23 protein-coding genes and 1 pseudogene are annotated in these 26,857 nt (G+C 71.8%); 17 read left to right on the forward strand and 7 right to left on the reverse strand.

The genetic code is table 11. The annotated features are described in order from the left end of the window. Positions 1 to 105: 105 nt before the first annotated feature. Together OOJ91_RS30600 and OOJ91_RS30605 are read left to right on the forward strand one after the other, a co-directional pair. Positions 106 to 756, forward strand: a complete 651-nt coding sequence (locus tag OOJ91_RS30600) for a class I SAM-dependent methyltransferase (RefSeq protein ID WP_266250444.1) — start codon at positions 106 to 108, stop codon at positions 754 to 756. Positions 757 to 1,072: 316 nt separating this feature from the next. Beyond that, positions 1,073 to 1,597, forward strand: a pseudogene (locus OOJ91_RS30605) (ice-binding family protein); the annotation flags it as partial. A gap of 37 nt (positions 1,598 to 1,634) precedes the next feature. Here the strand turns inward: OOJ91_RS30605 and OOJ91_RS30610 are convergent. Both OOJ91_RS30610 and OOJ91_RS30615 read right to left on the reverse strand, forming a co-directional pair. Further along, complete coding sequence (locus OOJ91_RS30610) at positions 1,635 to 2,249, reverse strand: hypothetical protein (RefSeq protein ID WP_266251565.1); 615 nt, start codon at positions 2,247 to 2,249, stop codon at positions 1,635 to 1,637. Positions 2,250 to 2,604: 355 nt separating this feature from the next. After that, positions 2,605 to 3,135 (reverse strand): adenylate kinase, encoded by a 531-nt coding sequence (locus OOJ91_RS30615; RefSeq protein WP_266250446.1) that lies wholly within the window; start codon positions 3,133 to 3,135, stop codon positions 2,605 to 2,607. 99 nt (positions 3,136 to 3,234) lie between these two features. On the opposite strand from OOJ91_RS30615, the gene OOJ91_RS30620 reads away from it, so the two are divergent. From OOJ91_RS30620 to OOJ91_RS30630, 3 genes are read left to right on the forward strand one after another with little or no spacing between them, the layout of a single operon-like run. Next, a complete protein-coding gene (locus tag OOJ91_RS30620; RefSeq protein WP_266250448.1) occupies positions 3,235 to 4,572 on the forward strand; it encodes a hypothetical protein in 1,338 nt (445 codons plus the stop codon). Then, positions 4,569 to 5,177, forward strand: a complete 609-nt coding sequence (locus OOJ91_RS30625; protein ID WP_266250450.1) for a hypothetical protein — start codon at positions 4,569 to 4,571, stop codon at positions 5,175 to 5,177. Before OOJ91_RS30620 ends, OOJ91_RS30625 begins: the two co-directional genes overlap by 4 nt. 4 nt (positions 5,178 to 5,181) lie before the next feature. Then, a complete protein-coding gene (locus OOJ91_RS30630; RefSeq protein WP_266250452.1) occupies positions 5,182 to 5,787 on the forward strand; it encodes a hypothetical protein in 606 nt (201 codons plus the stop codon). A 56-nt stretch (positions 5,788 to 5,843) separates the two neighbouring features. Here the strand turns inward: OOJ91_RS30630 and OOJ91_RS30635 are convergent, their stop codons facing one another. Beyond that, positions 5,844 to 8,444 (reverse strand): LuxR C-terminal-related transcriptional regulator, encoded by a 2,601-nt coding sequence (locus OOJ91_RS30635; protein ID WP_266250454.1) that lies wholly within the window; start codon positions 8,442 to 8,444, stop codon positions 5,844 to 5,846. A 273-nt stretch (positions 8,445 to 8,717) separates the two neighbouring features. Between OOJ91_RS30635 and OOJ91_RS30640 the strand changes: the two genes are divergently transcribed. The 3 genes from OOJ91_RS30640 (at position 8,718) to OOJ91_RS30650 (ending at position 12,272) form a co-directional block, all read left to right on the forward strand. Further along, positions 8,718 to 9,905 (forward strand): RNA ligase RtcB family protein, encoded by a 1,188-nt coding sequence (locus OOJ91_RS30640; RefSeq protein WP_266250457.1) that lies wholly within the window; start codon positions 8,718 to 8,720, stop codon positions 9,903 to 9,905. Beyond that, positions 9,902 to 10,564: a peptide chain release factor H gene (prfH, locus tag OOJ91_RS30645; protein ID WP_266250461.1), complete on the forward strand. Its 663-nt coding sequence runs from the start codon at positions 9,902 to 9,904 to the stop codon at positions 10,562 to 10,564. Before OOJ91_RS30640 ends, prfH begins: the two co-directional genes overlap by 4 nt. A gap of 184 nt (positions 10,565 to 10,748) precedes the next feature. Continuing rightward, positions 10,749 to 12,272 carry a glycoside hydrolase family 43 protein gene (locus OOJ91_RS30650; RefSeq protein ID WP_266250463.1) on the forward strand — a complete coding sequence of 508 codons (1,524 nt, stop codon included), beginning with the start codon at positions 10,749 to 10,751 and terminating at the stop codon, positions 12,270 to 12,272. An 8-nt stretch (positions 12,273 to 12,280) separates the two neighbouring features. On the opposite strand, the gene OOJ91_RS30655 is transcribed toward OOJ91_RS30650, so the two are convergent. Next, positions 12,281 to 13,174: an alpha/beta fold hydrolase gene (locus tag OOJ91_RS30655; RefSeq protein WP_266250465.1), complete on the reverse strand. Its 894-nt coding sequence runs from the start codon at positions 13,172 to 13,174 to the stop codon at positions 12,281 to 12,283. Positions 13,175 to 13,376: 202 nt separating this feature from the next. Between OOJ91_RS30655 and OOJ91_RS30660 the strand changes: the two genes are divergently transcribed. The 4 genes from OOJ91_RS30660 to OOJ91_RS30675 all read left to right on the forward strand — a co-directional run bounded on the left by OOJ91_RS30660 (position 13,377) and on the right by OOJ91_RS30675 (position 17,133). After that, positions 13,377 to 14,204, forward strand: a complete 828-nt coding sequence (locus OOJ91_RS30660) for a PIG-L family deacetylase (RefSeq protein WP_266250468.1) — start codon at positions 13,377 to 13,379, stop codon at positions 14,202 to 14,204. A gap of 44 nt (positions 14,205 to 14,248) precedes the next feature. After that, the gene (locus OOJ91_RS30665) at positions 14,249 to 14,893 is read left to right on the forward strand and encodes a response regulator transcription factor (protein WP_266250471.1); all 645 of its coding nucleotides are present in this window, start codon (positions 14,249 to 14,251) and stop codon (positions 14,891 to 14,893) included. Positions 14,894 to 14,965: 72 nt separating this feature from the next. After that, complete coding sequence (locus tag OOJ91_RS30670) at positions 14,966 to 16,138, forward strand: DUF418 domain-containing protein (RefSeq protein WP_266250473.1); 1,173 nt, start codon at positions 14,966 to 14,968, stop codon at positions 16,136 to 16,138. Continuing rightward, positions 16,135 to 17,133 (forward strand): sensor histidine kinase, encoded by a 999-nt coding sequence (locus tag OOJ91_RS30675; RefSeq protein ID WP_266250476.1) that lies wholly within the window; start codon positions 16,135 to 16,137, stop codon positions 17,131 to 17,133. The genes OOJ91_RS30670 and OOJ91_RS30675 overlap by 4 nt, the downstream gene beginning before the upstream one ends. Positions 17,134 to 17,169: 36 nt before the next feature. Here OOJ91_RS30675 and map read toward each other — a convergent pair whose 3' ends face one another. After that, on the reverse strand, positions 17,170 to 17,988 hold the full coding sequence (gene map, locus OOJ91_RS30680) for a type I methionyl aminopeptidase (RefSeq protein WP_266250479.1): 819 nt from the start codon (positions 17,986 to 17,988) through the stop codon (positions 17,170 to 17,172). Between the two features lie 104 nt (positions 17,989 to 18,092). Here map and OOJ91_RS30685 point away from each other — a divergent pair, with 104 nt between their 5' ends. The 4 genes from OOJ91_RS30685 (at position 18,093) to OOJ91_RS30700 (ending at position 19,863) form a co-directional block, all read left to right on the forward strand. Further along, the gene (locus OOJ91_RS30685) at positions 18,093 to 18,359 is read left to right on the forward strand and encodes a helix-turn-helix domain-containing protein (protein ID WP_007457542.1); all 267 of its coding nucleotides are present in this window, start codon (positions 18,093 to 18,095) and stop codon (positions 18,357 to 18,359) included. A 35-nt stretch (positions 18,360 to 18,394) separates the two neighbouring features. Next, positions 18,395 to 18,727, forward strand: coding sequence for a putative quinol monooxygenase (locus tag OOJ91_RS30690; protein ID WP_266250482.1), 333 nt, complete (start codon positions 18,395 to 18,397; stop codon positions 18,725 to 18,727). A gap of 354 nt (positions 18,728 to 19,081) precedes the next feature. Then, the gene (locus OOJ91_RS30695) at positions 19,082 to 19,345 is read left to right on the forward strand and encodes a hypothetical protein (RefSeq protein WP_266250484.1); all 264 of its coding nucleotides are present in this window, start codon (positions 19,082 to 19,084) and stop codon (positions 19,343 to 19,345) included. Beyond that, complete coding sequence (locus tag OOJ91_RS30700; protein WP_266250487.1) at positions 19,342 to 19,863, forward strand: hypothetical protein; 522 nt, start codon at positions 19,342 to 19,344, stop codon at positions 19,861 to 19,863. The genes OOJ91_RS30695 and OOJ91_RS30700 overlap by 4 nt, the downstream gene beginning before the upstream one ends. Before the next feature lie 13 nt (positions 19,864 to 19,876). Here OOJ91_RS30700 and eccCb read toward each other — a convergent pair whose 3' ends face one another. Both eccCb and OOJ91_RS30710 read right to left on the reverse strand, forming a co-directional pair. Beyond that, positions 19,877 to 24,232, reverse strand: a complete 4,356-nt coding sequence (gene eccCb, locus OOJ91_RS30705) for a type VII secretion protein EccCb (RefSeq protein ID WP_266250490.1) — start codon at positions 24,230 to 24,232, stop codon at positions 19,877 to 19,879. A gap of 3 nt (positions 24,233 to 24,235) precedes the next feature. Next, positions 24,236 to 24,718 carry a hypothetical protein gene (locus OOJ91_RS30710; RefSeq protein WP_266250492.1) on the reverse strand — a complete coding sequence of 161 codons (483 nt, stop codon included), beginning with the start codon at positions 24,716 to 24,718 and terminating at the stop codon, positions 24,236 to 24,238. Between the two features lie 652 nt (positions 24,719 to 25,370). Between OOJ91_RS30710 and OOJ91_RS30715 the strand changes: the two genes are divergently transcribed. Then, positions 25,371 to 26,849, forward strand: a complete 1,479-nt coding sequence (locus OOJ91_RS30715; RefSeq protein WP_266250494.1) for an arabinofuranosidase catalytic domain-containing protein — start codon at positions 25,371 to 25,373, stop codon at positions 26,847 to 26,849. Positions 26,850 to 26,857: the final 8 nt, after the last annotated feature.

The raw sequence follows: 26,857 nt of genomic DNA on the forward strand, positions 1-26,857 counted from the left end.
TCGACCATCGCCGCTCATGATTGTGGTCGTCCGGCGGCCTGGGTAGCGTGCTCGTCGGGGGCGGCCTGCCGTCGGGAGCAGCCCCGCGCACCTCTGGAGGTCGACGTGGCCGCGGTGTCCCACCCGGTGTTCGCCCGGGTCTACGAGCGGCTCTCTGTCGCCATGGACCGCGCCGGCACCGCCGCGTTCCGCCGTGACCTGGCCGCTGGCCTGACCGGCCGGGTCATCGAGGTCGGCGCCGGCAACGGCCGCATGTTCGCCCACTACCCGCCGACGGTGACCGAGGTCGTCGCGGTGGAGCCGGAGCGACGGCTGCGTGCCGCCGCCGTCCGGGCGGCCCCGGCCGCGCCGGTGCCGGTCACTGTGGTCGACGGCCTGGCCGAGGCGTTGCCCGCCGGGGCGGGTGAATTCGACGCCGCCGTGGTCGCGTTGGTGCTGTGCACAGTGCCCGACCAGGCGGCCGCACTCGCCGAGATCCGCCGCGTGCTGCGCCCCGGCGGGCAACTGCGTTTCTTCGAGCACGTCGCCGCCGAGGAGCCCGGCCGCCTACGCAGGGTCCAGCGGCTGTCCGACGCGACGGTGTGGCCCAGACTGTTCGCCGGCTGCCACACCGGCCGCGACACCACTGCCGCCATCCGGGCGGGCGGGTTCGCCATCGACGAACTGCGTCGCTTCCGGTTCCCGGCCACCAGCTCCAGCCCCTCCTCGCCGTGCGTGCTGGGCCGGGCGACCCGTTTGGAACAGCGGCGGCACTGAGCGTCCGGCCTCTGTGGATGACGCGAATGCGAACCTCGTCCTACCTCACATTTACTCATTATTGTCCCGTTTTGACAACAAATGCCGCTATCTCATGATGTCGTGGTCAACGCACCCGGCCGTGTCACCAGGCCGTTCTGAGCAGGACGCGCCGCGCCTCCTGCGAGTTCAGCACGGAGGTTGATTTGTGACAGCACAACGCATTCGTCGTCTCAGGCGTGCGGTCCTGCCGGCCCTCGGGGCCTCCGTGGCCGTCGCCGTGGCAGCCAGCCTGCTTCTGTTCAGCTCGACCGCCGCCAACGCGGCCGACGCCCCGGTGGGGTTGGGGACGGCAGGCAACTTCTCCGTCCTGGCCGGAGCCGAACCGACAAACACCGGCCCCAGCTTCCTCGCCCAGAGCCTCGGCAGGTTCCCGGGCAGCGCCGCGTCGGGCTTCGGAACGGCGACCATCGGTGGTGAGATCCACCTCGGTGACGCGGCGGCGCTCCAGGCCCAGAGTGATCTGATCACTGCCTACAACGACGCCGCCGGCCGGACCCCGTTCACCAACCTGCCCGCCGAACTCGGAGGCAACACGCTCAACGCGGGCGTCTACCGGATCGGGGCCGCGCAGCTCACCGGAGCACTGACACTCAACGGCCAGGCCAACCCCGCAGCCGTCTTCATCTTCCAGATCGACTCGTCGCTGACGACGGCGTCGAGCAGCAGCGTCGTCCTGATCAACGGAGCGTCGGCCTGCAACGTGTTCTGGCAGGTCGGCAGCTCGGCGACGATCGGCACGAGCACCACATTCATCGGCACCATCATGGCCCAGGCCGCGATCACGATGGCCACGGGCGCGACACTGCAGGGCCGCGCGCTGGCGCGAACCGCCGCCGTCACCCTCGACACCAACACCATCTCCGCACCCGTGTGCGCCGGACCGACCGGTCCGCCCGGACCCACCGGACCAGCCGGACCCACCGGACCAGCCGGACCATCCGGCCCACCCGGCAGCCCTGGCGTCCCCGGCAGCCCCGGAGCACCCGGCAGCCCCGGAGCACCTGGCAGTCCCGGCGCACCCGGCAGCCCCGGAGCACCCGGCAGTCCCGGCGCACCTGGCAGTCCCGGCGCACCAGGCAGCCCCGGAGCACCTGGTAGCCCCGGCGCACCCGGCAGCCCCGGAGCACCAGGCAGCCCCGGCGCACCCGGCAGCCCCGGCGCACCCGGCAGCCCCGGCGCACCCGGCAGCCCCGGCGCACCCGGCAGCCCCGGCGCACCAGGCAGCCCCGGAGCACCAGGCAGCCCCGGAGCACCAGGCAGCCCCGGAGCACCAGGCAGCCCCGGAGCACCTGGTAGTCCCGGAGCGCCTGGCGCACCCGGCAGCCCTGGCGCGCGCGGAGCGCCCGGCGCACCCGGCAGCCCAGGGGCACCCGGCAGCCCAGGAGCACCCGGCGCACCCGGCAGCCCTGGGGCACCTGGCGCCCCCGGTAGTCCAGGAGCACCTGGCGCACCCGGCGGATCGGGCAGGAACATCCTTCCGGTCACCGGCAGCGGCGTGGTGCCCGCAATGACGAGCATGGGAAGTGTGCTGGTCGCCCTGGGCGGGCTCGCGCTCTTCCTCGCCCGACGTCGACGGTCACGGACCTCCTGATCGACGGGCCCGGCCGGTGTGACCTGCCGGCCGGGCCCCGATCGATGTCGGTTCGTACGGGAGCCGGCGCGGCGATCGGTGGCAGCTCAGCAGGGCGATGCGCGGCGTGTCGAGTCGCTCAGCTGCCACCGATCAAGGATGCGGGCGCGGAGTCGGCTCCGGCTGGCCGTCGGGGTGCCGCCACGGGCCGGCCGGGCGACGGCGGTCGGGTCCAGTCATCGGGTTGGCAGGCCCGCCAGCCAGTCGTCCAGGGCCGCCGGGTTCGCGAACAGCAGCACCGGTGGCCCGGCCGGATCGGCGTGCCAGGCCCGCATCCGCCGCCGTGCCCGGCCGAACGCGCCGACGTGCCAGAGCAGGATCGAGTCCCCGGACAGCACACTGCCGAGGGACTCGCGGTTCCCGTTGCAGATCACCTCGCCGGTGCCCAGGCGGCGCAGCGTACGGCGGAGCAACCGCCAGAACGAGCGCCACCGCGGGTAGTCCAGGGCAACCACCAGGTCGGCGCGCGCAAGCGGCACGTCCCGCCAGCCGTGGTACGCGCCGTCGATGATCCAGGTGTCCCGGCGGCAGATCTCCTCGATCCGGCGGCGCTGCTCGGCGACCGGCACCTCGACCCACCCCGGCAACCACAACAGGTCGTCCACCGGATACCACGGCAACCCGAGGCGCTGCGCCAACCGCGCGGCGAGAGTGGACTTGCCGGCGCCGTACACCCCGTAGATCAGGATGCGACGCGGTGCGGTCATCGCGGCAGCGTACGCCCGCGGGCCACTGCGTAGTCGGGCGGACCGAGCTACGTAGTGACTGCGGACGATCGGTGGCCGGCCGGCCGCTGCAATTGACACATGACAAGCAACGAGGCCGCGAAGGCCAGCAACCCGGACAGCGCCGAGGCGATCGCCCGGCCCACCACGACACCGATCACGCCGCAGCAGCGGACCGACGACGCGCCGGACCGGGCGGACATCGCCGCGCCGGCGCCACCGCCGCTGCGGGCGCCCGAGCAGGCCCGCCAGGCGGAGCAGGCGCAACGCGCCGAGGGGCCGCCCGCCACGGCGGCGCCGGTCGCCAAGGGTGACGCCCAGGCGGCACCTGCCACACCGACGCCTGGGCCGCCGACGACAATCACCGCCGACACCGTCGCCGCCCGGGCCGTCGTGCTCGACGGCGCCGACAACGCCCTGGTGCTCACCAACTTCACGACCCGCGCGTACACGATCGGGATGAACGGCGGCACGAGCACCATCAGCCTGGCGAACGACAAGCGCGCGTACACGACGATCCTGGACGGGCAGAACGGCAACCTGTGGGCGGCCAACAACGTCAACAGCCGTAGCCTCAGCGCCAACCAGGTCGACCTGGACGGCCCGAACAACCACATCAAGTTCTGCCACAGCAAGACCCGCACCTACACCGTCGGCATCGACGGCGAGCACAGCTCGATGTCCTTCGCCCACCCCGACACGCGGCAGTACAAGCTGCTGCTCAACGGCACGACAGGTGACCTGTGGGCGGCCAACAACCTGAACAGCCCAAGCGTCACGGCGACAAACATGTCCGCGACGAACGCGGTCAGCTCCAAGATCGTCGCGGCGAACCAGGTCGATCTGGACGGCACGAACAACCACATCAAGTTCTGCCACAGCAAGACCCGCACCTACACCGTCGGGATCAGCGGCGACCAGAGCTCGATGTCCTTCGCCAACCCGGACACCCGGGCGTACACGGTGGTCATCGACGGTGTGCACGGCGACATCTCGCTCAGCAACGCCGACCTGGCCGAGGAGTTCGACGTCGCGGCCGGCCACCTGCACTCGGCGATCCCGGGCGCGGTGCTGGTCATCGGCGAGACCGGCGCGTTGGAACTGGCCGACAAGCCGTACGACAGCGCGGTGGCAGGCGTGGTCTCCGGAGCCGGCAGCTTCGCCCCGGCGATGGTGCTGGACCGGCGTCCGGACAGCGACACGCGTCGGCCGCTGGCCCTGGCCGGCAAGGTCTACTGCCTGGTCGACGCGACGCACGGCGCGGTGCGCCCCGGTGACCTGCTGACCACCTCTCCCACCCGGGGGCACGCCATGCGGGTGGCCGACCCGCTCAAGGCGGTCGGGGCGATCCTGGGCAAGGCGCTGGGTCCGCTGCCGACCGGTCGGGCGCTGGTGCCGATCCTGGTGACCACGTCATGACCAGCCTGCGTCAGGCGGCCGGGAAGTATCTCCGGTTCGAGGCGCCGATGACGGTGCGGGAGGTCGGCGGCGAGATCGGCCATCCCACCGGGTCCAGCCGACGGCTGCTTGTGCAACTGGACCAGACGTCGAGCGAGTGGTTCTCCGGCAGCCTGTTGCCCTCAAGCGTGAAGGGCAGCGCGTGGCTGCGGTTGTTCAGCGACGGCCACTACATGTTCGAGGGTCACGTGCACGAGAACGGCGCGGTCTCGCACAGTTGGTCGTTCGTGGCCACGCCGGCCTTCGTGGACGCCGACGGCAACGCCTTCGTCTTCTCCGCCAGCGGCAAGGTGTCGGACAACAGCAGCAGTGACGACTTCGCCGAGCTGGGCCAGGATCCACGGATCGGGCAGTACTGGGACCAGCTCAACACCGCCACTGTGAACTTCCGGCTCAGCGTGACGATGAACGTCGGGCAGCTCATCGGCAACATTCTGAAGTGGATTCCGCTTGTCATCGTGGGTGCGGTGGTCGCCGGGTGGGTAGCGTTCCTCGGCCAGCCGGGCAAGGTCCACTCCTACCGGGACGAGAACGGCACCATCCACATGTGGAAGTCGAGGGAGTGACGGCATGACGAGCGTCCGCACTGCCGCCGCCCAGTACCTCGACATCCGGGCGCCGCTGACCCTGCGCCACGTCGGCGCACAGGTCGGGCAACCGGGCGGTTCGACCCGGACGGCGATGGACCGGCTGGAGCAGGAGTGGAGCCACACGTTCTCCGGAAGCCTGCTGCCGTCAAGCGTCAAGGGCACGGCGTGGCTCCGAATGGCGAGCGACGGCCACTATTGGTTCCAGGGGCACGTGCACGAGAACGGTCTCCTCAGCCACAGCTGGAGTTTCGCCGCCGGACCGAACGTGGTGGACCAGAACAAGAACGTGTTCGTGGCCATCGCGAGCGGCCGGGTCACCGACGACCACAGCAGCGACGACTTCAGCATCACCGGCCAGGAGCCGCGCATCGCCGAGTTGTGGGAGCAGATCCGGTACGCGCCTGTCAGCTTCCGGCTCGACGTCACTGCCAACTTCGCCGAGTTGGCCAAGAAGGTGGGCATGGGGATCCTGACCGCGCTGGGCATCAGCGTCCTGGCGGGCACGATCAACGTCCTCGGCGCCAAGGGTGCGGAGTGCCACGAGGACTCCAACGGGCGGGTCACCTGCTACACGAAGAACTCCTAGCGTCCGCACCGACGGCCGGCGGCCGTGGCGCACGGTGCGCCACGGCCGCCGCGTGGTCAGCCGACCGGCCGCAACGCGTCGGACAGGTCCCGTCGCGAGGTCACCGCCAGCTTGCGGTACGCCCGGCCCAGATGTGTCTGCACGGTACGCACCGACAGCACCAACTGGTCGGCGATCTCCCGGTCGGACAGGCCCCGGGCGGCGAAGCCGGCGATCTGGGTCTCACGCGCGGTCAGCCCCGCCACAGTCGCCGGGTTCCCGTGCACCGCCGCGCCCAGGCGGGCACGCAGGTCGACGGCGAGCCGGACGCTGTCGGTGGTGACGGCCTGCCGGCCGAGTTCGTCGGCGACCTTCAACGCCTCGCCCGTCATGTTCAGGTCCACGAGGCGGTGGGCGTGTTCGAGCATCACTGTCGGGTTGCGGCCCGCCAACGCGATCACCGCCCGCCCGGCGGCGACGAGCCGCTCGGCGTCCACGTACCCGATGGCCTCGGCGATACGGCCCGCGTAACGCGCGGGACCGGCGACCGGGTCCAGGTGTGCGGCGTAGATGAGGTAGCCCAGCTCCACAAGCCAGCAGCCGGAGGCGTGGGCGACGACGATCGCCTCGTTCATCAGCTGTCCCGCCCGCACCCGACGGCCGGCCGCCGCGGCGATCGCGGCAAGCGCCCACGGCCGCAGTCCCGGTACGAGCGCGACCGCGTCGACGGGATGGTCCCGCAGCACCGCCTCGGCCTCGTCCGGACGGCCGTCCTCGGCCAGGGTGACGGCGAGCCAGCCGGTGGCTTCGGAGCGGAACATCCCGGTGCCGCCGGCCTGCTGTGCGACCGCGTCCCGGAGCCGGCTGATGGCTCCCGCCCGGTCGCCACTGACCCGCTGGGCGTACCCGTCGAAGAGGGGCCAGGCGGTGTGCGACAGACCGGAGACGAGCGGGTCCGGCGGCAACGGCCAGCGGCCGGCGGCCGGGTCTGTGACCGGACCGGTCGGAATGGGCTGCCGCCACAGCTCGGCCAACGCCAGCGCCGCCCCGGCCATGCCCCGGACCTGCGGCAACGCCGACGAGCCGGACCGCTCGACCGCGGCGACCACCGCACGGCCCACACGTACCGCCTCCTCGGTGCGGCCGGTCAGCACCAGCGCGGCGACCGACGCCAGGGTGACCCGCAGGTGCGCGCCGCGGGGCAGCGACTCCCCTAACAGATCCCGTGCGCGGTGCAGCGCCCGCCCGGCCTCGCCGCTGAACAACTGGACGACAACCCCGACCGCGGCAAGCTCCGCCCGCCCGGCCAGGTCACCGGCCGCCTCGGCGTCCGCGCGCAGTCGCCGCAGATCGTCGTACGCCTGCCGTGGCTCGCGCCCGACCCAGGTGCGGTGTCCGGCCAGCGCCGTTCCCACAGTCACCCGGGCGGCCCGGTCGCCGACCGCCTCGGCGTCCCGCTCGGCGGCCCGCAGTGTCTCGTACGCCTCGACGGCGCGGCCCTGCTCGACGAGGGCGGCGCTGAGCGCGACCGCCGCCGAGGCTCCGCCGCCCTCCTGCCAGGCACGCCGGGCCAGTTGTTCCGAGGCGGCCGGGTCGGCGTACAGGCAGAGGCTGGCCGACCTGACCAGCTCCGGCGGGCCGATCGGTTGCCCGGCGTGCACCGCCCAGAGGGCGCTTGCCATCTCGTGTGTGCCGTGCAGGGTCGTCTGCCGTGTGCTGGTCAGCAGCGCGGCGGACACGCGCCGACGCCGCGCGGGCGACATCCGCCGACGAACCGCGGCGCCGAGCATCGGATCACGCAACCGCACCAGGATCTGCTGCCCGCGCTCCTCGCTGCGGACCATGCCGAGCTGTTCGAGATCGGCGAGCAGTTCCGGCGACGCGGCGGCCTCCACGACGGACAGCGGCAGCGGCCCACCCAGCGCCAGCGCGGCCAGCGCCTCCTCGCCGGTGCGGCCGATTCCCTCCAGTTCCCGGTCGAGCAGGTCGGCCACCTGCGCCGGCACCGCCAGGACGGCACGCCAGCGCCACTGGTCGGTGTCGCGCACCAGCGAACCGACCTCCCGCCCGTGGTCGATCAACGCCACCGCGAGATGCGGCAGTCCGCCCGTCCACTGCCACAGCAGCTGGGTGGTGGATCGACTGACCGGGCCTGCCAACAGCTCCTCGGCAAGCGCGCCGACCTCGGCCTCGGCCAGGGCGGGCACCATCAGCCGCGGCAGTCCCGCGTCCTTCCACAGCGCGACGACCGCGTCCGGGGCCGAAACCCCCGACCGGACGGTGACCACGGCGCGGACGGCACGGGCCTGGACGAGACCGAGCAGCACGCCTGCGGACGGCCCGTCGAGCAGATGGGCGTCGTCGATGACCAGGACCGGGGTACGGGTGGCGCCGCACCGCTGCGCCAGGCTGGCCCGCACGGTGCTGTGCACGAGGGCCGGGTGCAGGGCGGGGTGGCCGCCGGCGAGGAGTTGACCGAGCGCGCCGAAGGGCACCGCCTTGCTCGCCTCGGTGGCGGTGATCCACACGGCGGCGAAGAGCCGGGGCGTCAGGTCGGCGACGACAGCCCGGGCGAGGGCGGTGCGGCCGACCCCCGCCGGACCGATGAGGACGGCGCCGTCGGCCCGCACCAGCGCGGTGCGGGCCTCCGCGAGCAGGCCGTCACGCCCCGTCAGCATTCCCGGATGATGACCCGCCCCCTCGCCCGCGGACCATCATCCATCCGACACATGTCACTCGGCGGCAATCGTGCCTGGCCAGCCGCTTCCGTGCGGCCGGACAGGCGTGGGCCCCGGTCGATAATCGGTTGCCACAGCCGACGGGCGTCGCCAGAGTGGTGCCCATGACGTACTGACGGACACCACCTGAGCACCGCGCCGAGGCCGTTTCGCCGAGCCGACCGGCGCCGTATTGCCGTCCGTCCCTTTCGCTTGAACGAGAAGTGAGCGTCGTTGTCTGAGCACCACTCCCCTCGGGAGTCCCTGTTCCCGTCCGCCCCGGCCACCGTCGCCGTGTTCGCGTCCCCCTCCAGTTGGATCGAGTCCGCAGCCCTGGACCAGTGTCGGCGGGTCGCCGCCCTCGACGGCATGATCCACGTTGCCGGCATGCCGGACCTGCACCCGGGCAAGGGCGCCCCGATCGGCGCGGCCATGGCGTCGACCGTGCTGTACCCGTTCCTGGTGGGCTCCGACATCGGCTGCGGTATCGCGGTGTTCCCCATTCGACTCCGGCGCGTCGTACCCGAGCGGCTGGCTGCCCGGTTCCCCGACCTCGACCGCGCGCTCGACCCGGAGCGGGACGCCGACGACAGGGCCTGGGCCGTCGTCGCGGGCGACGTTCCCGCCGGTCATCTGGACGGTCTCGGCACGGTCGGCCGGGGCAACCACTTCGTCGAGCTGGCACGCGTGGACACCGTCTTCGCACCGGACCACGCGCACCGGCTCGGGCTGAGCACCGGTGACCTCGTCCTCGTCGTGCACAGCGGCTCGCGGGGCCTGGGCGAGCGGATCCTGCGGACGCACACCGAGGCGCACGGGGCGGGCCCCGCCGCGGATCCGGCCGACTACCTGGCCCGGCACGACGAGGCGGTGCGCTGGGGCTCGCTCAACCGACGGCTGCTTGCCGCCCGGGTCGCGTACGCCCTGGGGGCCGAGCCGACCGAGCCTGTCGTCGACCAGTGCCACAACCTGGTCGAGGTACGCGACGGCGTCTACCTGCACCGCAAGGGGGCGGCGCCCGGCGACGGCCGCGACGTGCTCGTCGCCGGCACGCGGGGCACCGCGTCGTACCTCGTGGCCGCCCATTCCGGGGCGGACGCCAACCACTCGGTGGCGCACGGCGCGGGCCGCAAGATGTCCCGCGCCGACGCGTTGCACCGGGGCCGGGCCAAGCACACGGTCGAGGAGCTGCGGCGTACGCCTGTGGGTTCCCTGGTGGTCTGCGGCGACCGCCAGTTGCTCTTCGAGGAGGCGCCCACGGCGTACAAGCGGATCGAGCAGGTGATCGGCGATCTCGTCGAGCACCGGCTCGCCACGCCTGTGGCCACCACGATCCCCCTGGTCACCTACAAGACGCCGGACGCGGGAAACGCATCGCGGTCGGATCGGCGCGACAAGCCCCGCGGGCGGGGTCGGTCGTGAGCGCGCAGCTGCTGCTGTCCGCCGGCCGTGGCCCGCGGGAGTGCGCCTGGGCGCTCGCCCAACTCCTGCGCCGCCTTGAGGACGACGCCACCCGGCGGGGCGTAACGGTCCAGCGGGTCCACGTGGTGCCCGGTGACCGGCCCGGCACCTACCGGTCGGCGCTGATCCGGATGTCCGGCGCCGACGTCGAGGCGTTCGCCACCTCCTGGACGGGCACGCTCTGCTGGCAGGCGCCCAGCCCCTACCGGACGAGCGCCGGTCGGAAGAACTGGTACGTGACAGCTCAGCCGCCGCCCAGCGACGCGCCGACGACGACGTTCGCCGAGGCCGACGTCGACGTCGTCGGGTGCCGCACCGGCGGTCCCGGCGGCCAGCACCGCAACAAGGCCAGCACTGCGGTACGCGCCACCCACCGCCCCTCGGGTCTCGTCGTGGTGGTGGACGACGAACGGCAGTTCAGCCTCAACCGGCGCATCGCCCTGCACCTGCTACGGCAGCGTGTCGAGCGCGGCGACGAGGCGGCCCGCCGCGCGGTCACCACCGCCCGCCGGCGTATCCACGACGACCTCGTGCGGGGCGACCCGACCCGCACCGAACGCCCGGAACCAGCGGCCGCGCCGAGCCGGCGGCGGCGTGGACGGCCAGCCTCCGGCCGCTGAAGGGTCCGGTCGGTCGCTGAGGACATCCGGTCGCTGAGAGTCCGGTCGCTCGGTGCTGGGAGGTCCGGTCGCCGGGTGCTGGGGCGCCCGGTCGCCGGGTGCGCGCCGGGTCGTCGGCGCGAGGGGTTGCGGGCGCGTCGAGCGACGCCGTATGTTAGCGATCACATCGATAGAGTCTGATGGAATGCGCGCCCCTGCGGAGCCGTCGCAGCAGGTCGGCCGAGCCGCGGCACGGGCGCCGGTCACCGCCGCCCCACCCCACCGCCGCTCCGCCCCACCGCCGCCCCACCCCACCCCGTCCCGCCGCAGAAAGGCCACCGCCGTGCCTCTGACCCGACGCGCGTTCACCCTGGGCGCACTGTCCACCGCTGCCGCCGCCACCGGCGCGCTGACCCTCCCCCGCACGGCCCTCGCCGCGCCGAACACCTGTTACGCGATGGCCTACTTCACCGAGTCGCCGCAGGCTCTGGGCGCGGACTACGGCCTGCACCTCGCCGTCAGCCGCGACGGTCTCAACTGGACCCCGCTGAACCAGAACAACCCAGTCGTCACGCCGACCGCCGGCCAGCTGGGCCTGCGGGACCCGTTCGTGTTCCGCAGGACCGACGGCACCTTCGTGGTACTGGCCACGGACCTCAAGGGCACCAACTGGAACCAGACCAGCCAGTACCTGCACGTCTGGGACTCGACCGACCTGACCAGCTTCACCGGCTACCGGCGGATCCGGATGCACACCCTGAACACCCACACGTGGGCGCCCACCGCCTTCTGGGACGCCGCCCGCGGGCAGTACGCCATCGTCTACTCGGCGAACAACGGCCAGGACGTGTTCCTGGTCAACTACACGAGCGACTTCCGGACGGTCAGCTCGCCGCAGGTGTTCTTCAGCCCGGGTTTCGGCGTCCTCGACGGCGATGTCGTGGTGGACGGCGGCACCACCTACCTCTACTACAAGAACCTCGCCAACGGGAACCTCTACGGCGCCCGGTCCAGCACCGGCACGCCGAACAGCTTCACCACGTACACCTCCGGGCTCCTCCAGGGCAGCGGCATCGAGGCGCCGCTGCTGGTCAAGGCGGTCGACGGCAGCGGCTGGCGCCTGTGGGGCGACTCGTACAGCCCGATCAACAACGACTTCTACGCCTGGTCGACCACAGCCATCGGGGGCAACTCCTGGACGCCGCTGAACCAGCGCGACTACACCCCACCGCTGAACGCGAAGCACGGGTCGATGACCGGGATCACCGACGCGGAGTACAACGGCCTCGTCTCGCGGTGGGGAACGCCGAACTGGGTCCGGCTGAAGTCCTCCAACCTGCCCGACCGTTACGTGCGGCACTACAACTACGTGGCCCGCGTCGACACGTACCCGTTCGACCCGTACCAGGATCAGCTCTGGCGGATGGTTTCCGGTCTCGCCGACTCCGCCGGGGTGTCGTTCGAGTCGGTGAACAAGCCCGGCTACTTCCTGCGTCACTACAACTACGAGGTCCGGCTGGAGGTCAACGACAACAGCTCCGTGTTCCGCGCCGACGCGACCTTCTACCGCACCGCCGGCCTGGCCGACGCCGCGTGGACGTCGTTCCGCTCCTACAACTTCCCGACCCGCTACCTGCGACACGCCAACTACCTGCTGCGCATCGACCCGCTGAGCGCCGGTTCCAGCGCCGCCGAGCGGCAGGACGCCACCTTCCGGATCACCTCGTAGGCGCGGGCTCAGACCTCCAGGACCGCGTCGGCGAACGCCCGGGGCGCCTCCTGGGGCAGGTTGTGCCCGATGCCGCCGCCGACGGTCCGGTGCTCGTACCGGCCGGCGAACTGCTTACCGTAGACACTGGGATCCAGGTGGGGCGCGCCGTTGGCGTCCCCCTCCAGGCTGATGCTGGGCACCGTGATCGTCGGCTTGGCGGCCAGGCGCTTCTCCACCTCGTCGTACTGCGGTTCGCCCTCGGCGAGGGCCAGCCGCCAGCGATAGTTGTGGATCACGACGTCGACGTGGTCGGGGTTGTCGAACGCGGCGGCGCTGCGCTCGAAGGTCGCGTCGTCGAACGTCCACCGCGGCGACGCGGTCTGCCAGATCAGCCGGGCGAAGTCGCGGCGGTTCTTGTCGTACCCCTGCCGCCCGCGCTCGGTGGCGAAGTAGTACTGGTACCACCAGGAGAACTCGGCCTTCGGCGGCAGCGGCGTCCGGCCCGATTCCTGGCCGTCGATCAGATAGCCGCTGACCGACACCAGACCCCGGCAGCGCTCCGGCCACAGGGCGGCCACGACATCGGCCGTACGCGCGCCCCAGTCGAACCCGGCCAGCTTCGCGCTGTCGATGTCCAGGGCGTCCATGAGTGCGACGAGGTCGAGCCCCAGGGCCGCCGGTTCGCCGTTGCGCAGGGCGTCGTCGGACCGGAACCTCGTCGTGCCGAAACCCCGCAGGTACGGCACGACGACCCGGTGGCCTGCGCCGGTGAGCAGCGGCACGACGTCGGCGAAGCTGTGGATGTCGTACGGCCAGCCGTGCAGGAGGATCACCGGGGCGCCGTCGGCCGGGCCGGCGTCCACGTATCCGACGTTCAGGACCCCGGCGTCGATCTGTCGCACGTCATCGAACAATGCCATGGAACGGGTCCCCCTCTTCGCCTGATCTCCGCTGTCGCCATGCGGCCCCGGACCACCGGCCCAGCCCCGAAAGCGTAGGGAGCCGCGAGCCGCCCGACAGCGGGTTGCGCAAGAACGGCAGTGCTGTCGGGCGAATGGCTAGAATGCGTCCCCGAACAGGACACTCGCCGTGCGTGCGCGACCCTGGTCGTAGGGTGATGGCATGGCTGAGCGATCCCTGACCCTGATGGCGGTGCACGCCCACCCCGACGACGAGGCGACGAGCACAGGTGGCGTCCTTGCCCGGTATGCCGCCGAAGGCGTCACGACGGTCCTCGTGACCTGCACCGACGGGCGGTGCGGCGACGGCCCCGGCGGGGTCAAGCCCGGCGAGCCCGGCCACGACCCGGCCGCCGTCGTGGCGATGCGTCAGACCGAGCTGGAGGCCAGCTGCGCGACGTTGAAGGTCACCCACCTGGAGACTCTGGGCTACGCCGACTCGGGGATGATGGGGTGGTCGACGAACGACCAGCCCGGCTCCTTCTGGACGACGCCTGTGGCAGAGGCCGCGGACCGGCTCGCCGACCTCATCCGCCGCTACCGGCCGGACGTCATCGTCACCTACGACGAGAACGGCTTCTACGGCCACCCGGACCACATCCAGGCGCACCGCATCACCATGGCCGCCGTCGCGCAGACCGACGTCCCCGCGAAGGTCTACTGGACCACCGTGCCGCGGACGGCGTTCACCGAGTTCGGCCGGATCATGAAGGAGCTGGGCGTCGAGTGGGCCGAGCCGGACCCGTCGTCCGGCGAGCCCGAGCTGGGGCTGCCCGACGACGAGATCACCACCTGGGTCGACACGCGGAGCTACGGCGCGCAGAAGTTCGAGGCGCTTGCCGCGCACGCCAGCCAGACCGAGAACATCTTCTTCCTCCAGCTGGGCCAGGAGCGGTTCACCGAGCTGATGGGCAGGGAGACCTTCGTCCGGGTGCGGGACACCACCGACGCGCCGGTGCCCGAGGACGACCTCTTCGCCGGCCTGCGCTGACTGCGCGTACCCACGCCCGACGGCGGGACCGCTACCGTTGCCGGGTGCGGGTGGTGGTGGCGGAGGACCTGGTGTTGTTGCGGGACGGGTTGATCCGGCTGTTGGAGGCCCACGGCTTCGAGGTGGTCGCCGCCGTGGGCAGCGGGCCGGACCTGCTCACCGAACTCGTCGCGCGGCGCCCCGACGTGGCAGTCGTCGACGTGCGGCTGCCGCCGACGTACACCGATGAGGGTCTGCGGGCCGCGCTCGCGGCGCGGGCCGAGGTGCCGGGGCTGCCGGTGCTGGTGCTCTCGCAGTACGTGGAGCGGCTGTACGCGCGGGAGCTGCTCGCCGACGGTCACGGCGGGATCGGCTACCTGCTCAAGGACCGGGTGTCCGACCTCGGCGAGTTCGTCGCCGCGGTCCGAAGGGTCGCCGCCGGCGGCACCGCGCTCGACCCGACAGTGGTGGCGAAGCTGCTCGACAGCCGGACGCGGGTGCTGCCCCTGGACCGGTTGACGCCCCGCGAGCGGGAGGTGCTCGGGCAGATGGCGCAGGGCCGGTCCAACGCGGCGATCGGCGCGGCCCTGTTCATCACGGAGAAGGCCGTCGCGAAGCACACCAACAGCATCTTCGCCAAGCTCGGGCTGCAGTCGTCCGAGGACGACAACAGGCGCGTCCTCGCCGTCCTCGCCTACCTCGACGCATAGGGGTACTGGTACCACCACGGGAGGGGTTCCAGGCTCCTCGAAACGGGTCTCGTCGGCGACGAGCCTGAGGACATGACCGCAACCACAAGCACGAGGGCCCTCCACGCGGGCCCCGTTCCCCGGGCCGACCGCGCTCTCGCTCCCGACCTCGCCCGCGGCGTCATGCTGCTCTTCATCGCGCTCGCGAACGCCGCGAACGCCGCGTTCGCCGGCCAGCCCGGCCTGGACGGCACGCCGCACGGCGCGCAGCGCGTCGTCAACGCCGTCCTGGCGATGGTCGTCGACAGCCGCGCCTACCCGGTCTTCGCCGTCATGTTCGGGTACGGCCTCGTGCAGATCGCCCGGCGCCACGGCGACGGCGCACGGCGGATCCTGCTGCGGCGCAACGCCGCCCTGATCGTCTTCGGCCTGTTCCACGCGGCGCTGCTGTACTTCGGGGACTTCCTCGGCGCGTACGGCATCGTCGGTATCGCCGCCACCCTGCTGTTGCTGCGTCGCGGCGACCGGTTCCACCGCGTCGTGCTGTGGCTGTGGGGCATCCAGACCGCGTACGCCGTGGTCCTGGCGGTGACCGCGCTCGTCGGCGCGCGCGGCGGCGACGCCGTCCTCACCAACACGCCGAACCCGTCGCTCGCCGCCTCGTCGTACGGCCAGTCCGTCCTCGACCGCCTCGCCGAGTGGCCGGTGCACACGGCCACCGTGCTCCCGTTCATCGTCATCGTGTGGTTGGGCATCTGGGCGGGCCGGCGACGCGTCCTGGAGAACCCCGCCGCGCACCGCACGCTGCTGCGCCGCGTCACTGTCGGCTGCCTCGGCATCTCCGTCGTCGGCGCGCTCCCCTACACGCTCGTCGCCGCTGGCGCCGTGCACGTCGACGCCGCTACGGTCGAGGCGATGGCACTGGTCCACGCGGTGAGCGGCGAGTACGGCGGGCCCGGCTACGTGGCGTTGTTCGGCCTGCTGGCACTGCGCCTCGACCGCGCCCGTCGCGGTCGTACCCTGTTCGCCCCGGTGGTCGCGCTCGGGCAACGGTCGCTGAGCGGATACCTGTCGCAGTCCGCGGTGTGGCTGGTCCTGTTCGCGCCGTTCGCGCTGCATCTGGACGGCACGTACGCCGCCGCCGGCGCGGCGCTCGTCACCTGGCTGGTCTCGCTGGCCGTCGCCTGGGCTCTGAGCGTCACGGGTCACCGGGGGCCGGCGGAGACGCTGCTGCGACGCGTCACCTACCGCACCGCCCGCCGATGACCGCCATCACCCGCAGGACCGTGGCCGGGACGCTCTGCGTCGCGGCCACTGTCGCGTGGCTGGTCACCGGCCGCGGCGTGTTCTGGCCCCGATGGGTGTACTTCGCCGTCGGGATCGTCCTGCTCGGCCGGTTCCTGCTGCGGCGGGCCCTGCGGGTGCCACCGGGCCGGCGTCTGTGGCTCGCCCTCGACGCCGCCGCCTGCACCCTGATCGGGTGCGCCGACCTCAGCGTCTGGGTGCTCACCGGCGGCGGCTACTTCTGGCCGTTCTGGACGCTGCTCGGCATGGCGACGATCGTGGGGCTGCACGCCTGGGTGGTCAGCCGCCCTCCCGGCGCCCGGGAGCGGGAACTCACCGAGCGGATCGCCACGCTCACCCGCTCCCGCCGCAGCGCCGTGGACCAGCAGGCGGCCGAGCTGAAACGGATCGAGCGCGACCTGCACGACGGGGCCCAGGCCCGCCTGGTGTCCCTGGCGCTGACCCTCGGCCTGGCCGGGGAGCTGCTGCGCCGCGACATCGACGGCGCCGCGCAGCTGCTGGCGGAGGCCCGCGCCACGGCGACCGCCGCCCTCGACGACCTTCGCACCGTCACCCAGAGCATCCACCCGGCGGTCCTCGCCGACCGCGGCCTCGGTGACGCCGTTCGCGCCCTGGCGCTCGACCTCGCCGTGCCCGTCACCGTCGCCGGCGACCCGCCCGCGCAGCTCCCACCGGCGGTGCAGACGGCGGCGTACTTCGCGGTGGCCGAAGCCCTGGCCAACGTGGCGAAACACAGCGGCGCCACCGCGGCGTGCGTGACCTTCGACGACCTGGTCGGCGACCTGCTACGGATCCACGTCGACGACAACGGCTGCGGCGGCGCCGACCCGAGCCGCGGCACCGGCCTGCGCGGCATCATCGGCCGACTCGACGCCATCGACGCCCGCCTGACGCTGGACAGCCCGGTCGGCGGCCCGACCCGGGCCACGGTCACGATCCCGATCGAGTCAGGATGACCCGGAGACGTTGGACACCGGCCACGGCGGCGCTCGTCAGGACGTCGCGGCCGACTGCCCGCTGCGGCTGTCCGGCCGTACGCCCTGGCCGGGGCGGCTGGTCAGCACCCGGGGGCCGACCTCGGTGACCGCGACCGTGTGCTCCGAGTGGGCCGTGCGCGAGCCGTCAGCGGACCGGATCGTCCACCCGTCCTGGTCAAATTTGATCTTGCCGGTGCTGCGACAGAACCACGGCTCGATCGCGAGCGTCAGGCCGGGCTTGAGCGTCATCCCCCGCCCGGGTCGGCCGCTGTTGGGCACGTGTGGCGCCTCGTGCATGGTCCGGCCGATGCCGTGGCCGCCGAACTCGTCGTTGACCTGGTAGCCGTAGCGACGGGCGACCTCGCCGATGGCGGCGGAGATGTCGCCGAGCTGGTTGCCCGGCCGCGCGGCGTCGACGCCGGCCGCCAGCGCGACCTCGGTGGCCTCGATCAGCTTCAGGTCGGCCGGGCTGGGGGTGCCGACGATGACGGACAGCGCGGAGTCGGCGGCCCAGCCGTCGATTCCGACGGCCATGTCGATGCTCAGCAGGTCACCGTCGCGCAGGACGTAGTCGTGCGGCAGACCGTGCAGCACCGCGTCGTTGACCGAGAGGCACAGCACGTTGCGGAACGGGCCACGACCGAACGACGGCGTGTAGTCCCAGTAGCAGGACTCGGCGCCCCGCTCCCTGATCCGGCGGCGGGCGTGGTGCTCCAGGTCAAGTAGGTTGACCCCGACGGCCGCCACCGCACGCAGTTCGGCCAGCAGCTCGCCGACGAACTGGCCTGTCACGGCCATTCGATCGACTTCCGCAGCGGTCTTAAGCTCGATCACGATCAGCCCTCTCATCTCCGGTGCGGTATATTTATACCACGTCGGGCAGGGGGGGTCGGCGGGTCGACATTGCCGCCCCGTGCCGGCGCATCTATCCTGCTCACATGGTTCGCCCACCCCTCACACCGGAACAGATCGCCGCGGGGCAACGCCTCGGGGCGGCGCTTCGGGTCGCCCGGGGCGGCCGCAGCCTCGTCGAGGTGGCGCTGGCGGCCGGCATGTCACCGGAGACGCTGCGCAAGATAGAGGTGGGCCGGCTTCCGGCACCCGCGTTCGGCACCGTGGTCTGCCTCAGCGAGGTCCTCGGCGTCGCGCTCAGCGACCTGGCCGAGGTGTGGCTGGCCGACTCGCGCGTCCGTGAGGCGTCCTGAGCGCTCGGTCGACGCCGCTGGGTAGCCTTCAGCCCATGATTTTCATTACCGCGAAGTTCCGGGTGCTGCCCGAGCACGCCGACCAGTGGCCGCAGATCGCCGCCGCGTTCACCGAGGCGACCCGCGCCGAGCCCGGCTGCCTGTGGTTCGACTGGTCCCGCAGCGTCGACGACTCGACCGAGTACGTCCTGGTCGAGGCCTTCCGTGACAACGAGGCAGGCGCGGCACACGTCCAGTCTGCCCACTTCCGCGCCGCGCAGGAGACGCTGCCGCCGCACCTGGCCGAGACGCCGCGCATCGTCAACTCCACAGTCGAGCAGCAGGACTGGTCGCTGCTCGGCGAGATGGCCGTACCCGAGGCCCACTGACCGCAGGCCGACGCCGGCCGGGCCACTCCCTGCCGGATCCGCTCGGCAATCCTCGCCGACCCGGGCCGGACGCCCAGGATGGCGACCCCGGATCAGCCACCCGGTCGGTCGTGGTCCACAACACGATCCCTGGTGGTCAGCAGGCGATGGCGAGCGACAACGCGGCCTTCGTGCAGTACAACGCGGCCTCGCCGAGCGGCTCGACGCGCTGCTGCCCACCGTGAAGGCGGGGCGTCATCGACATCGTCTCCCAGCACTGGCCACTCTGACCTGTACCGTGAGCAGAGCTGACCGGCCCGGCCGCGCCGAGGGCGCCCGCGCCGGTGCGAGGCGCTGCCGGGAGGTGGGCACACCATGAGCGACGGATCACTCGACCTGGATCCCGAGGGTCTCCGGCAGGTCGCCTTCGACGTCGACACCGTCGCGCACCGGCTCGGCGCGGTCGAGTCCCCCGCCGATGAGAATCCGCCGGCCCCCATCGTGGCCTGGCTCGACGAGTTGCCCCGACTCGCCGGTGAGCTGCACCAGTTCGCCGATGTCATCCGTACCGTCGCGGGTTCGGTCTCCGTCACGGAGGGCGAGATATGGGCCCGATTCGCTCGCAGTGGCGACGGATGACGACGGACGGCACGGTGGCCTTTCCCTACTCGCGGTTGGTGGCCGTGCCACCTCCGGGCCACGCCGACCAGGGCGAGCGGTGGACGCGGGCGGCGCAGGTGGTCGGTGAGGCCGCCGACGAGCTGCGCCGGCTGCATCGCCTGCTTCCCGGCCACTGGCAGGCCGGTTCCGGCCAGCAGGAGACCGACGAGGTCCTCCGCCGCCTGGTCCGCCAGCTCGACGAGGCGTACGACGCCTACACCCGGATCGCCGCCGCGGTTGCGGGCCGAGAGCGCGACCTCGCGCAGGCGCGTCGGCTCGCCCTGGAGGCGGTGGCCGAAGCGCGCCTCGCGGGGCTCGTGGTCACCCCGGCCGGGGAGGTCGTACCGCCGTCGGGTGCGGTGACCCCGCCGATGGCGGTACGCGCGACGGCGGGCCGGCTGACCGCCCGGATCGTCGATGCGACGGCGCGGGCGGAGGCCGCCGAGCAGCGCGCCGCCGAGGACCTCGCGGGACTTCCTCTGCCGCACCCGAGGTGAGTCTGTCCGGTGGTCAGCCCGGATCGACCCACGCCGTCTGGATGAGCTGCTGGCCGTCGCGGCGGCGCACGAGCGTGCCGCGACCCGCCGGCTGCGGACTCGGCCGCAGACTGCCCAGGACGGCACCCTCCTCCCGGTGACCGGACATCAGCAGGCCCGGCGAGTCGAGTTCGCGCAGGCGTTGCAGAACCGGCTCGTAGAGCGCGCGGGCGACGCCGCCGACCCGGCGCGTGACGATCAGGTGCAGGCCGATGTCGCCGGCCTGGGGCAGCAGGTCGAGCAGAGCGCTCACCGGGTTGCTGCCGCCCGAGGCGACCAGGTCGTAGTCGTCGATCAGGATGTAGAGGTCCGGACCCACCCACCAGCTCCGGTCGCGCAACTGGGCGGTGGTCACCTCGGGACCGGGCAGGCGATTCTGCAGAGCGCCGCGGATGGACATCATGCTCTGGCTGAACACCTGGTTGGACGCGACGTAGTCGAGCAGGTGCTCCCCCTCCACCGCACCCAACAGGCTGCGTCGGTAGTCGGCGATCACCAGTCGGGCCTGGTTCGGCGTGTACCGCTCGACGATGCCCTGGGCGATCAGCCGCAACAGGTTGCTCTTGCCGCACTCGGCGTCCCCGAATACCGACAGGTGCGGTTCGACGGCGAAGTCGAGGTGGACCGGCGCGAGCGCGGACTCGTTGACCCCGATGGGCAGACCCGGTGTGGCTCGGTCGACGACCTTGGCCAGCTCGGCCACTGTCAGCTTCTTCGGCAGCAGACGTACCTTCGGCGCCGGAGGGCCCGGCCAGCTCACCGCCACCAGCCGCGCCAGCGTTATCGACGCCTCGCTCAGGTCCTCGGTGTCGTGCAGACCGTCGATGCGGGACAGCGCGCTGAGGAAGTGCAGTTTGTCGCGCGTCAGACCACGACCGGGGGCGCCGACCGGGACGTTCTGCGCGGCGCGCCTGTCGATCTCCGACTCGGCCGCGTCGCCGAGCCGCAGCTCCAGTTTGGTGCCGAGAAGATCCCGCATGGTGATCCGGACCTCCGCCCAGCGCACGGCGGTGACGACCAGGTGGATGCCGAAACCCAGCCCTCGACCGGCCAGGTTGGTGATGGTCTGTTCCAGCTCCTCGTACTCCTGGCGCAGGGTGTTCCAGCCGTCGACGACCAGGAAGATGTCGCCGAACGGGTCGTCGGAAAACTCGCCGGCCGCCCGCCGACGCCTGTAGTCGGCCATCGAGTCGACGCCCTGCCGCGCGAACCGGGTCTCCCGGTCGTCGAGGGCGGCGACCACCTCGGCCACCGTTCGGCGGACCCGCTCGGTGTCCCGACGAACGGCCACCCCCGCCACGTGCGGCAGCCCCTCCAGGCTGCGCAGCGCGCCACCGCCGAAGTCCAGGCAGAAGAACTGCACCTCGCGTGGGGTGTGGGTGAGCGCCAGCGAGGCGATAAGCGAGCGCAGCAGGGTGCTCTTGCCGCTGAGCAGGGCACCCACGATCACCACGTTGCCGCCCGACCCCCCGAGGTCCACCATCATCGGGTCGCGGCGCTGCTCGTACGGGCGGTCCACGACGCCGACCGGGACGGTGAGCCCACCCCGGCCGGTCCAGTCGGCGGTGCACAGCCCGAAGCGCGGGTGCACGCTCAGGGGTGGCAGCAGCGAATCCAGGCTCGGTGGCTCCGCCAACGGCGGCAGCCAGACCTGGTGCGCCGGGCGGCCACGGCCATGCAGCCGCTCCACCAGCAGGTCGAGCACCGTCCTGCCGGCGATGGCCTCCGCCACCGCGGAGCCCGGCTCGGCCTCGTCGTGGCCTGGCGTTCGTGACACGTACGCCGCCCGGAAGCGCACCATCGCGGAGTTGCCTGTCTTCAGGTAGCCGTGACCCGGCGCGTTCGGCAGCTCGTACGCGTACGGCACACCGAGCACGATCCGGCTCTCCACCGCCGAGAAGGTCCGCAGACCGATCCGGTACGACAGGTGGTTGTCCAGACCGCGCAGCTTGCCCTCCTCCAGGCGCTGCGAGGCCAGCAACAGGTGCACGCCGAGCGACCGACCCACCCGGCCGATCATCACGAAAAGGTCGATGAAGTCAGGCTTCGCGGCCAGCAACTCGCTGAACTCGTCACAGATGATCAACAGGCTCGGCATCGGGGCCAACGGCTCGCCGGCCGCCCGGGCCTTCTCGTACTCGAAGCGGGAGACGTAGTTGCCGGCCCCGCGCAACAGCTCCTGCCGGCGCACCATCTCGCCGGCGAGCGCGTCGCGCATGCGGTCGACCAACGGCAGCTCGTCGGCCAGGTTGGTGATCACCGCGCTGGTGTGCGGCAACGCGTCCAGCGAGGCGAACGTGGCGCCGCCCTTGAAGTCCACAAGGACGAAGTTCAACTCCTCCGACGAGTGGCGTGCCGCAAGCGCGGCGACGATCGTCCGCAGCAGCTCGCTCTTGCCGGAGCCGGTCGCGCCGATGACCAGGCCGTGCGGACCCACCCCCGCCTGGGCCGACTCCTTCAGATCGAGCAGGACCGGTTTCCCGTCCAACTCGAAACCGATGGGGACCTGAAGGTGCTGCTCCGGGCCCGTGGACGCGGCGGGGCCGGCGAAGGCCACAAGTGCCGGGTAGTCGGCGAGGCCGAGGACCTCCAGCGCCTCGTCCCGGGACTCGCGGGTGCCACGACGAGCCCCCTGGGGCGGGGACACCGGCGGTAGGCCCCACGCCTGGGCGATCATGGAGATCATCGGTGTCGCGCCGTCGATGACGGGAACGCCGAACTCCGAGCTGAGGTCGGGGTCGACCTCGGTCACGGTCAGCTCGGGAAGGGCGATGCGGAAGGTGCGCCGCCCCTGGATGGCCCAGCCGGGCATCGACAGCGGCAGGCGGGCGGCATGGTCCGGGTCGACCATCGACTCCTGCGGCTCCGACAGGCGGGTCTCGATCCGCAACTGCGGTAACTCGATCAGCTCCTGCGGGATGGACCGCCAACTGCGCTCGACCACGGCGAGGTGGAACCCGTACCCCAGTCCCTTGTTCGCCAGCTCGATGACGCGCGCGGTGAAGTCGGGTTGCAGCGCGACGAAGTCCTGCCAACGGTCCACGACGAGGAAGATGTCCGGCTGGGGGCCGGCGTTCAGGCTGCCGCGCCGCGCCCGGAGGCTTGCCGGTGACTCCAGCTCGTGCTCACGGAACAGGCGCTTGCGCCGCAGCACGTCGTCCTCGAGCTGGCCGAGCAGCGTGCCCAGCTCGACCACCTCGTCGTCACCCAGGACCGTCTCGACGTGGGGTAGCCGCCGCATCGGCCCGAGCCAGTTGCCGCCGGACTCGAGGCAGTGGAAGACGACCTCGTCGGTGGAGTGGGTGAGCGCGAGCCCGCCGATGATCGTGCGTAGCAGGGTGGTCTTTCCCGTTCCCGGACGTCCCACGATCAGCAGGTGCCCCTCCGACGAGGCGAGATCGAGCGAGACGGGTTCCCCGGCCGGTTGGTCGATGCGGTGGTTGAGACCGACAGGCACCTTGAGCGGCCCGCGCTGACGCCACTCGACCGCGCACAGCTTCACGTCCTCCCGCGCCTGCAACGGGCCCAGCAGATCGCCGAGACGCGGGTCGCGCGGATCCCGTGGATCCCGCTGGCGGTGGTGGCCGTCCCGGGACAACGCGATGTGCACCTCGCTGCTCGCCCGGCCGAACTGACACGGAGACTGTTCGGAAGTCCGTTTCGGCAACTCCAGATGCACGTACTGCCAGAGATCCTCGGGGGTGATCCGACCGCGGCCGGTCAGGTCGGCGGCACCGGTGCTCAGCCCCTCGATGATCGTCTCGGTGAAGGCGGATCGTTGCCGGGGCGTGGCGGCCGTGGCCGGCTGGCCGTCGCCGGCACGCTCGACGGCGTTTGTCGCGGTGATGACGTAGCGGCCGTCGCCGGTCTTCAGCTCCCCGTCGAGGTTGAGATCCGCGGGTGACTTGGCCTGGTCGAAGGCGCCGCTGTAGCAGCAGTCGAGCAGGATGACCGAGCTGGCCGCCTCGGACTCGTCGAGCAGCTCGTGGACGAAGGACGCGGAGATCGACGTCGACGACAGGCAGTCGACCTCGGTGTTGGCGACCGCCAGGTAGAGCCGGCCCCGCCTGCCGCGACGGATCCCGTGCCCGGAGAAGTAGAGCAGGATCAAATCCTCCGGCCCGGCGCTGCGCAGCATCGTCTCCATCGTGCGCTCCACCGAGCTCTTCGACTCGTTCTCCAGCAGCACCGTGCGGTCGAAGGCCCCGATGTTGGCGTCGGCCAGCAGACTCTGCAGGTCGCGGGCCTCTTCGCGGGGCGCGTAGAGGTCCGCCAGCGAGTCGTCGATGTAGCGGTCGTTGGCGATGAGCAGAGCCAGGCGCTGGCCCACCGCCTACGCCCGGACATCGCCCGGGCGCTGACCCGGGACGATCGCGGCCTGGTCCGGCTCGGGCGAGGCGAGAGCCGGGTCGGATCGGTGCGGCGCCTCGATCACCCGCGCCAGCTCGACGAGGAGGGGGTCGTCGATCCGGGTGCTTCCCGTGATCACCACCTCGACCTCGCCGCTGCGCACCGTGATCGACCGTGCCCTGGTCCGCTCGGTGTACGCGACGGCGATCTGGACGATCGCGCGCATCGTGGTGGCCGAGAAGAGACCGCCCACCACAAGCATTCCCAGCTCCCACGCCTCGGGTGACTTCCCCGGGCCGGGGACGGGCGCCGTGGCGGAAGCGACGCGCAGCCTGGGAAGGGCCCGCAGATCCTCGGCGAACCCCTGGGTGAGGGCGTCGAGCCGTTCGGGGGTCAGCGGAAGCTCGGGTTCCACGACAATCGTCAGCTCCACCGTCGCCACCCCTTCCGGCACCTGTTCGCTCACTCTCCACATTCAACACCAGGCACGCACCTGACTCGGCCCCTCGAACAGCCGGATCCCCCGGGGCCGACCGACCCGGACGGCACCCTCCGGTCGGCGTCGACGCCAACGGCCGGCCGCCGGCGCGGAGCGCCGAGCGCCGCCGACCAGGAAGCAGAGCGGGCAATACGCCGATGGACATCTATAGACATGTCATCCTGTTAACGCTAACGTTGCCGACGACCGTCGATATCGGAGCGTAATCCGACCGTCACGAAGGGCCTGTCACCGCTGGTCCCGGCTGTGCGGTCGACATCGTTCGCGGCGTGGGGCGGGTGGAGCGTGGCCGGCACGGGACGGCCCGAGATCACCACCGGGCGACCCGCGCCGAGGGCCGGACGATTCCAGGCCACGGCCATCTTCATCGATCACCTCCGCGTCCCCGGGCAGGACCGTGGGCGGTGATCGGCAACCGTAACGCCGCGTGCAGAACCGTCTGGCCCGCCGACCACGCCGTCACCGACTGCGTACCCCGGCGCCGGACGGCCTCGGCGTCGCCGTACGCGGCCGCAGACCGGGCCACGTCCCGCCGTTCCCCCTGCTCAGAGTCCGGGCCCGAGCAGGGGGAACGGGACTGGCTCCGCCACATCGTCAACCGCACCGATGAGGAGAGCACGTGCGAATCAGACACCCCCGGCACCGGCGGTCGGCGCTCGTCGTCGGCGCCGCCACACTCGTGCTCGTCGGCGCCGCCCTCACCCAGACCGGCGCCTCGGCGGCCGCCGCCGGATGCCAGGTCACCTACTCGGTCAGCTCCCAGTGGCAGGGCGGCTTCGGCGCCAACGTCACCGTCACCAACCTGGGCGACGCTGTCAACGGATGGCGCCTGACCTGGAGCTTCGCCGCCGGCCAGACCATCACCCAGCTGTGGAACGGCAGTTTCACCCAGGCGGGCGGCGACGTCGCCGTCACCAATGCCCCCTACAACGCCGGCATTCCCACAAACGGCAGCACGAGCTTCGGCTTCAACGGCAGTTGGACCGGCAGCAACCCCGTACCGGCATCCTTCGCCCTGAACGGCACCACCTGTACGGGAGTAGTGGACCCGACGACGCCGCCGCCCACCACACCGCCGCCCACCACACCCCCGCCGACGACGCCGCCGCCCACCACACCCCCGCCCACCACACCGCCGCCGAGCACGACCCTGCCGTGCGACATCTACACGGCCGGCGGTACGCCCTGCGTCGCGGCGCACAGCACCACCCGCGCCCTGTACGCCTCCTACAACGGCTCGCTCTACCAGGTACGTCGATCCTCGGACAACAGCACCAGGAACATCGGGGTGCTCAGCACCGGAGGACGAGCCAACTCCGCCACCCAGGACAGCTTCTGCGCGAACACCACGTGCGTCATCACGGTCATCTACGACCAGTCCGGGCGCGGCAACAACCTCGGCTACCAGGGCGCGGGGGGCATCGGTGGCGCGGTGCAGCCCGCTGTCGCGACCAGGGAGTCGTTGACTGTCGGCGGCAACAAGGTCTACTCGCTCTACATCAACGGCAACAGCAGCTACTGGCGCGACGGGCACCTGACAGGCATCCCGACCGGGGCCGCGCCGGAGGGCATGTACATGGTGACAAGCGGCACCCACGTCAACAGCGGCTGCTGCTTCGACTACGGCAACAGTGAGACCACCCGTCGGGCCGACGGCCGGGGCACGATGGACGCCATCTACTTCGGCACGAGCTGCTGGTTCGGTGGCTGCTCCGGCAGTGGCCCCTGGGTGCAGGCCGACCTGGAGTGGGGCCTGTTCCCCGGTGGCAGCAGCTCGTGGAACCCCAACCAGCGGCCCTTCACCAGCAAGTTCGTGACGGCGACGTTGAAGAACAACGGCACGACGCGCTTCGCCATCAAGGGCAGCAACGCCCAGTCCGGCAACCTCTACACGCTCTGGGACGGGTCGCTGCCCCCGGGCTACAACCCGATGAGGAAGCAGGGCGCCATCATCCTGGGCAGTGGTGGCGACTGCTGCATCGACAACTCCAACCAGAGTGTCGGCACCTTCTACGAGGGCGCGATGGTGGCGGGCTACCCGTCCGACGCGACCGAGAACGCGGTGCAGGCGAACATCGTCGCCGCCGGCTACCGCTGAGCCTCCGC

The sequence above is a fragment of the Micromonospora lupini genome (assembly GCF_026342015.1).
GTDB classification, from domain to species: domain Bacteria; phylum Actinomycetota; class Actinomycetes; order Mycobacteriales; family Micromonosporaceae; genus Micromonospora; species Micromonospora lupini_B.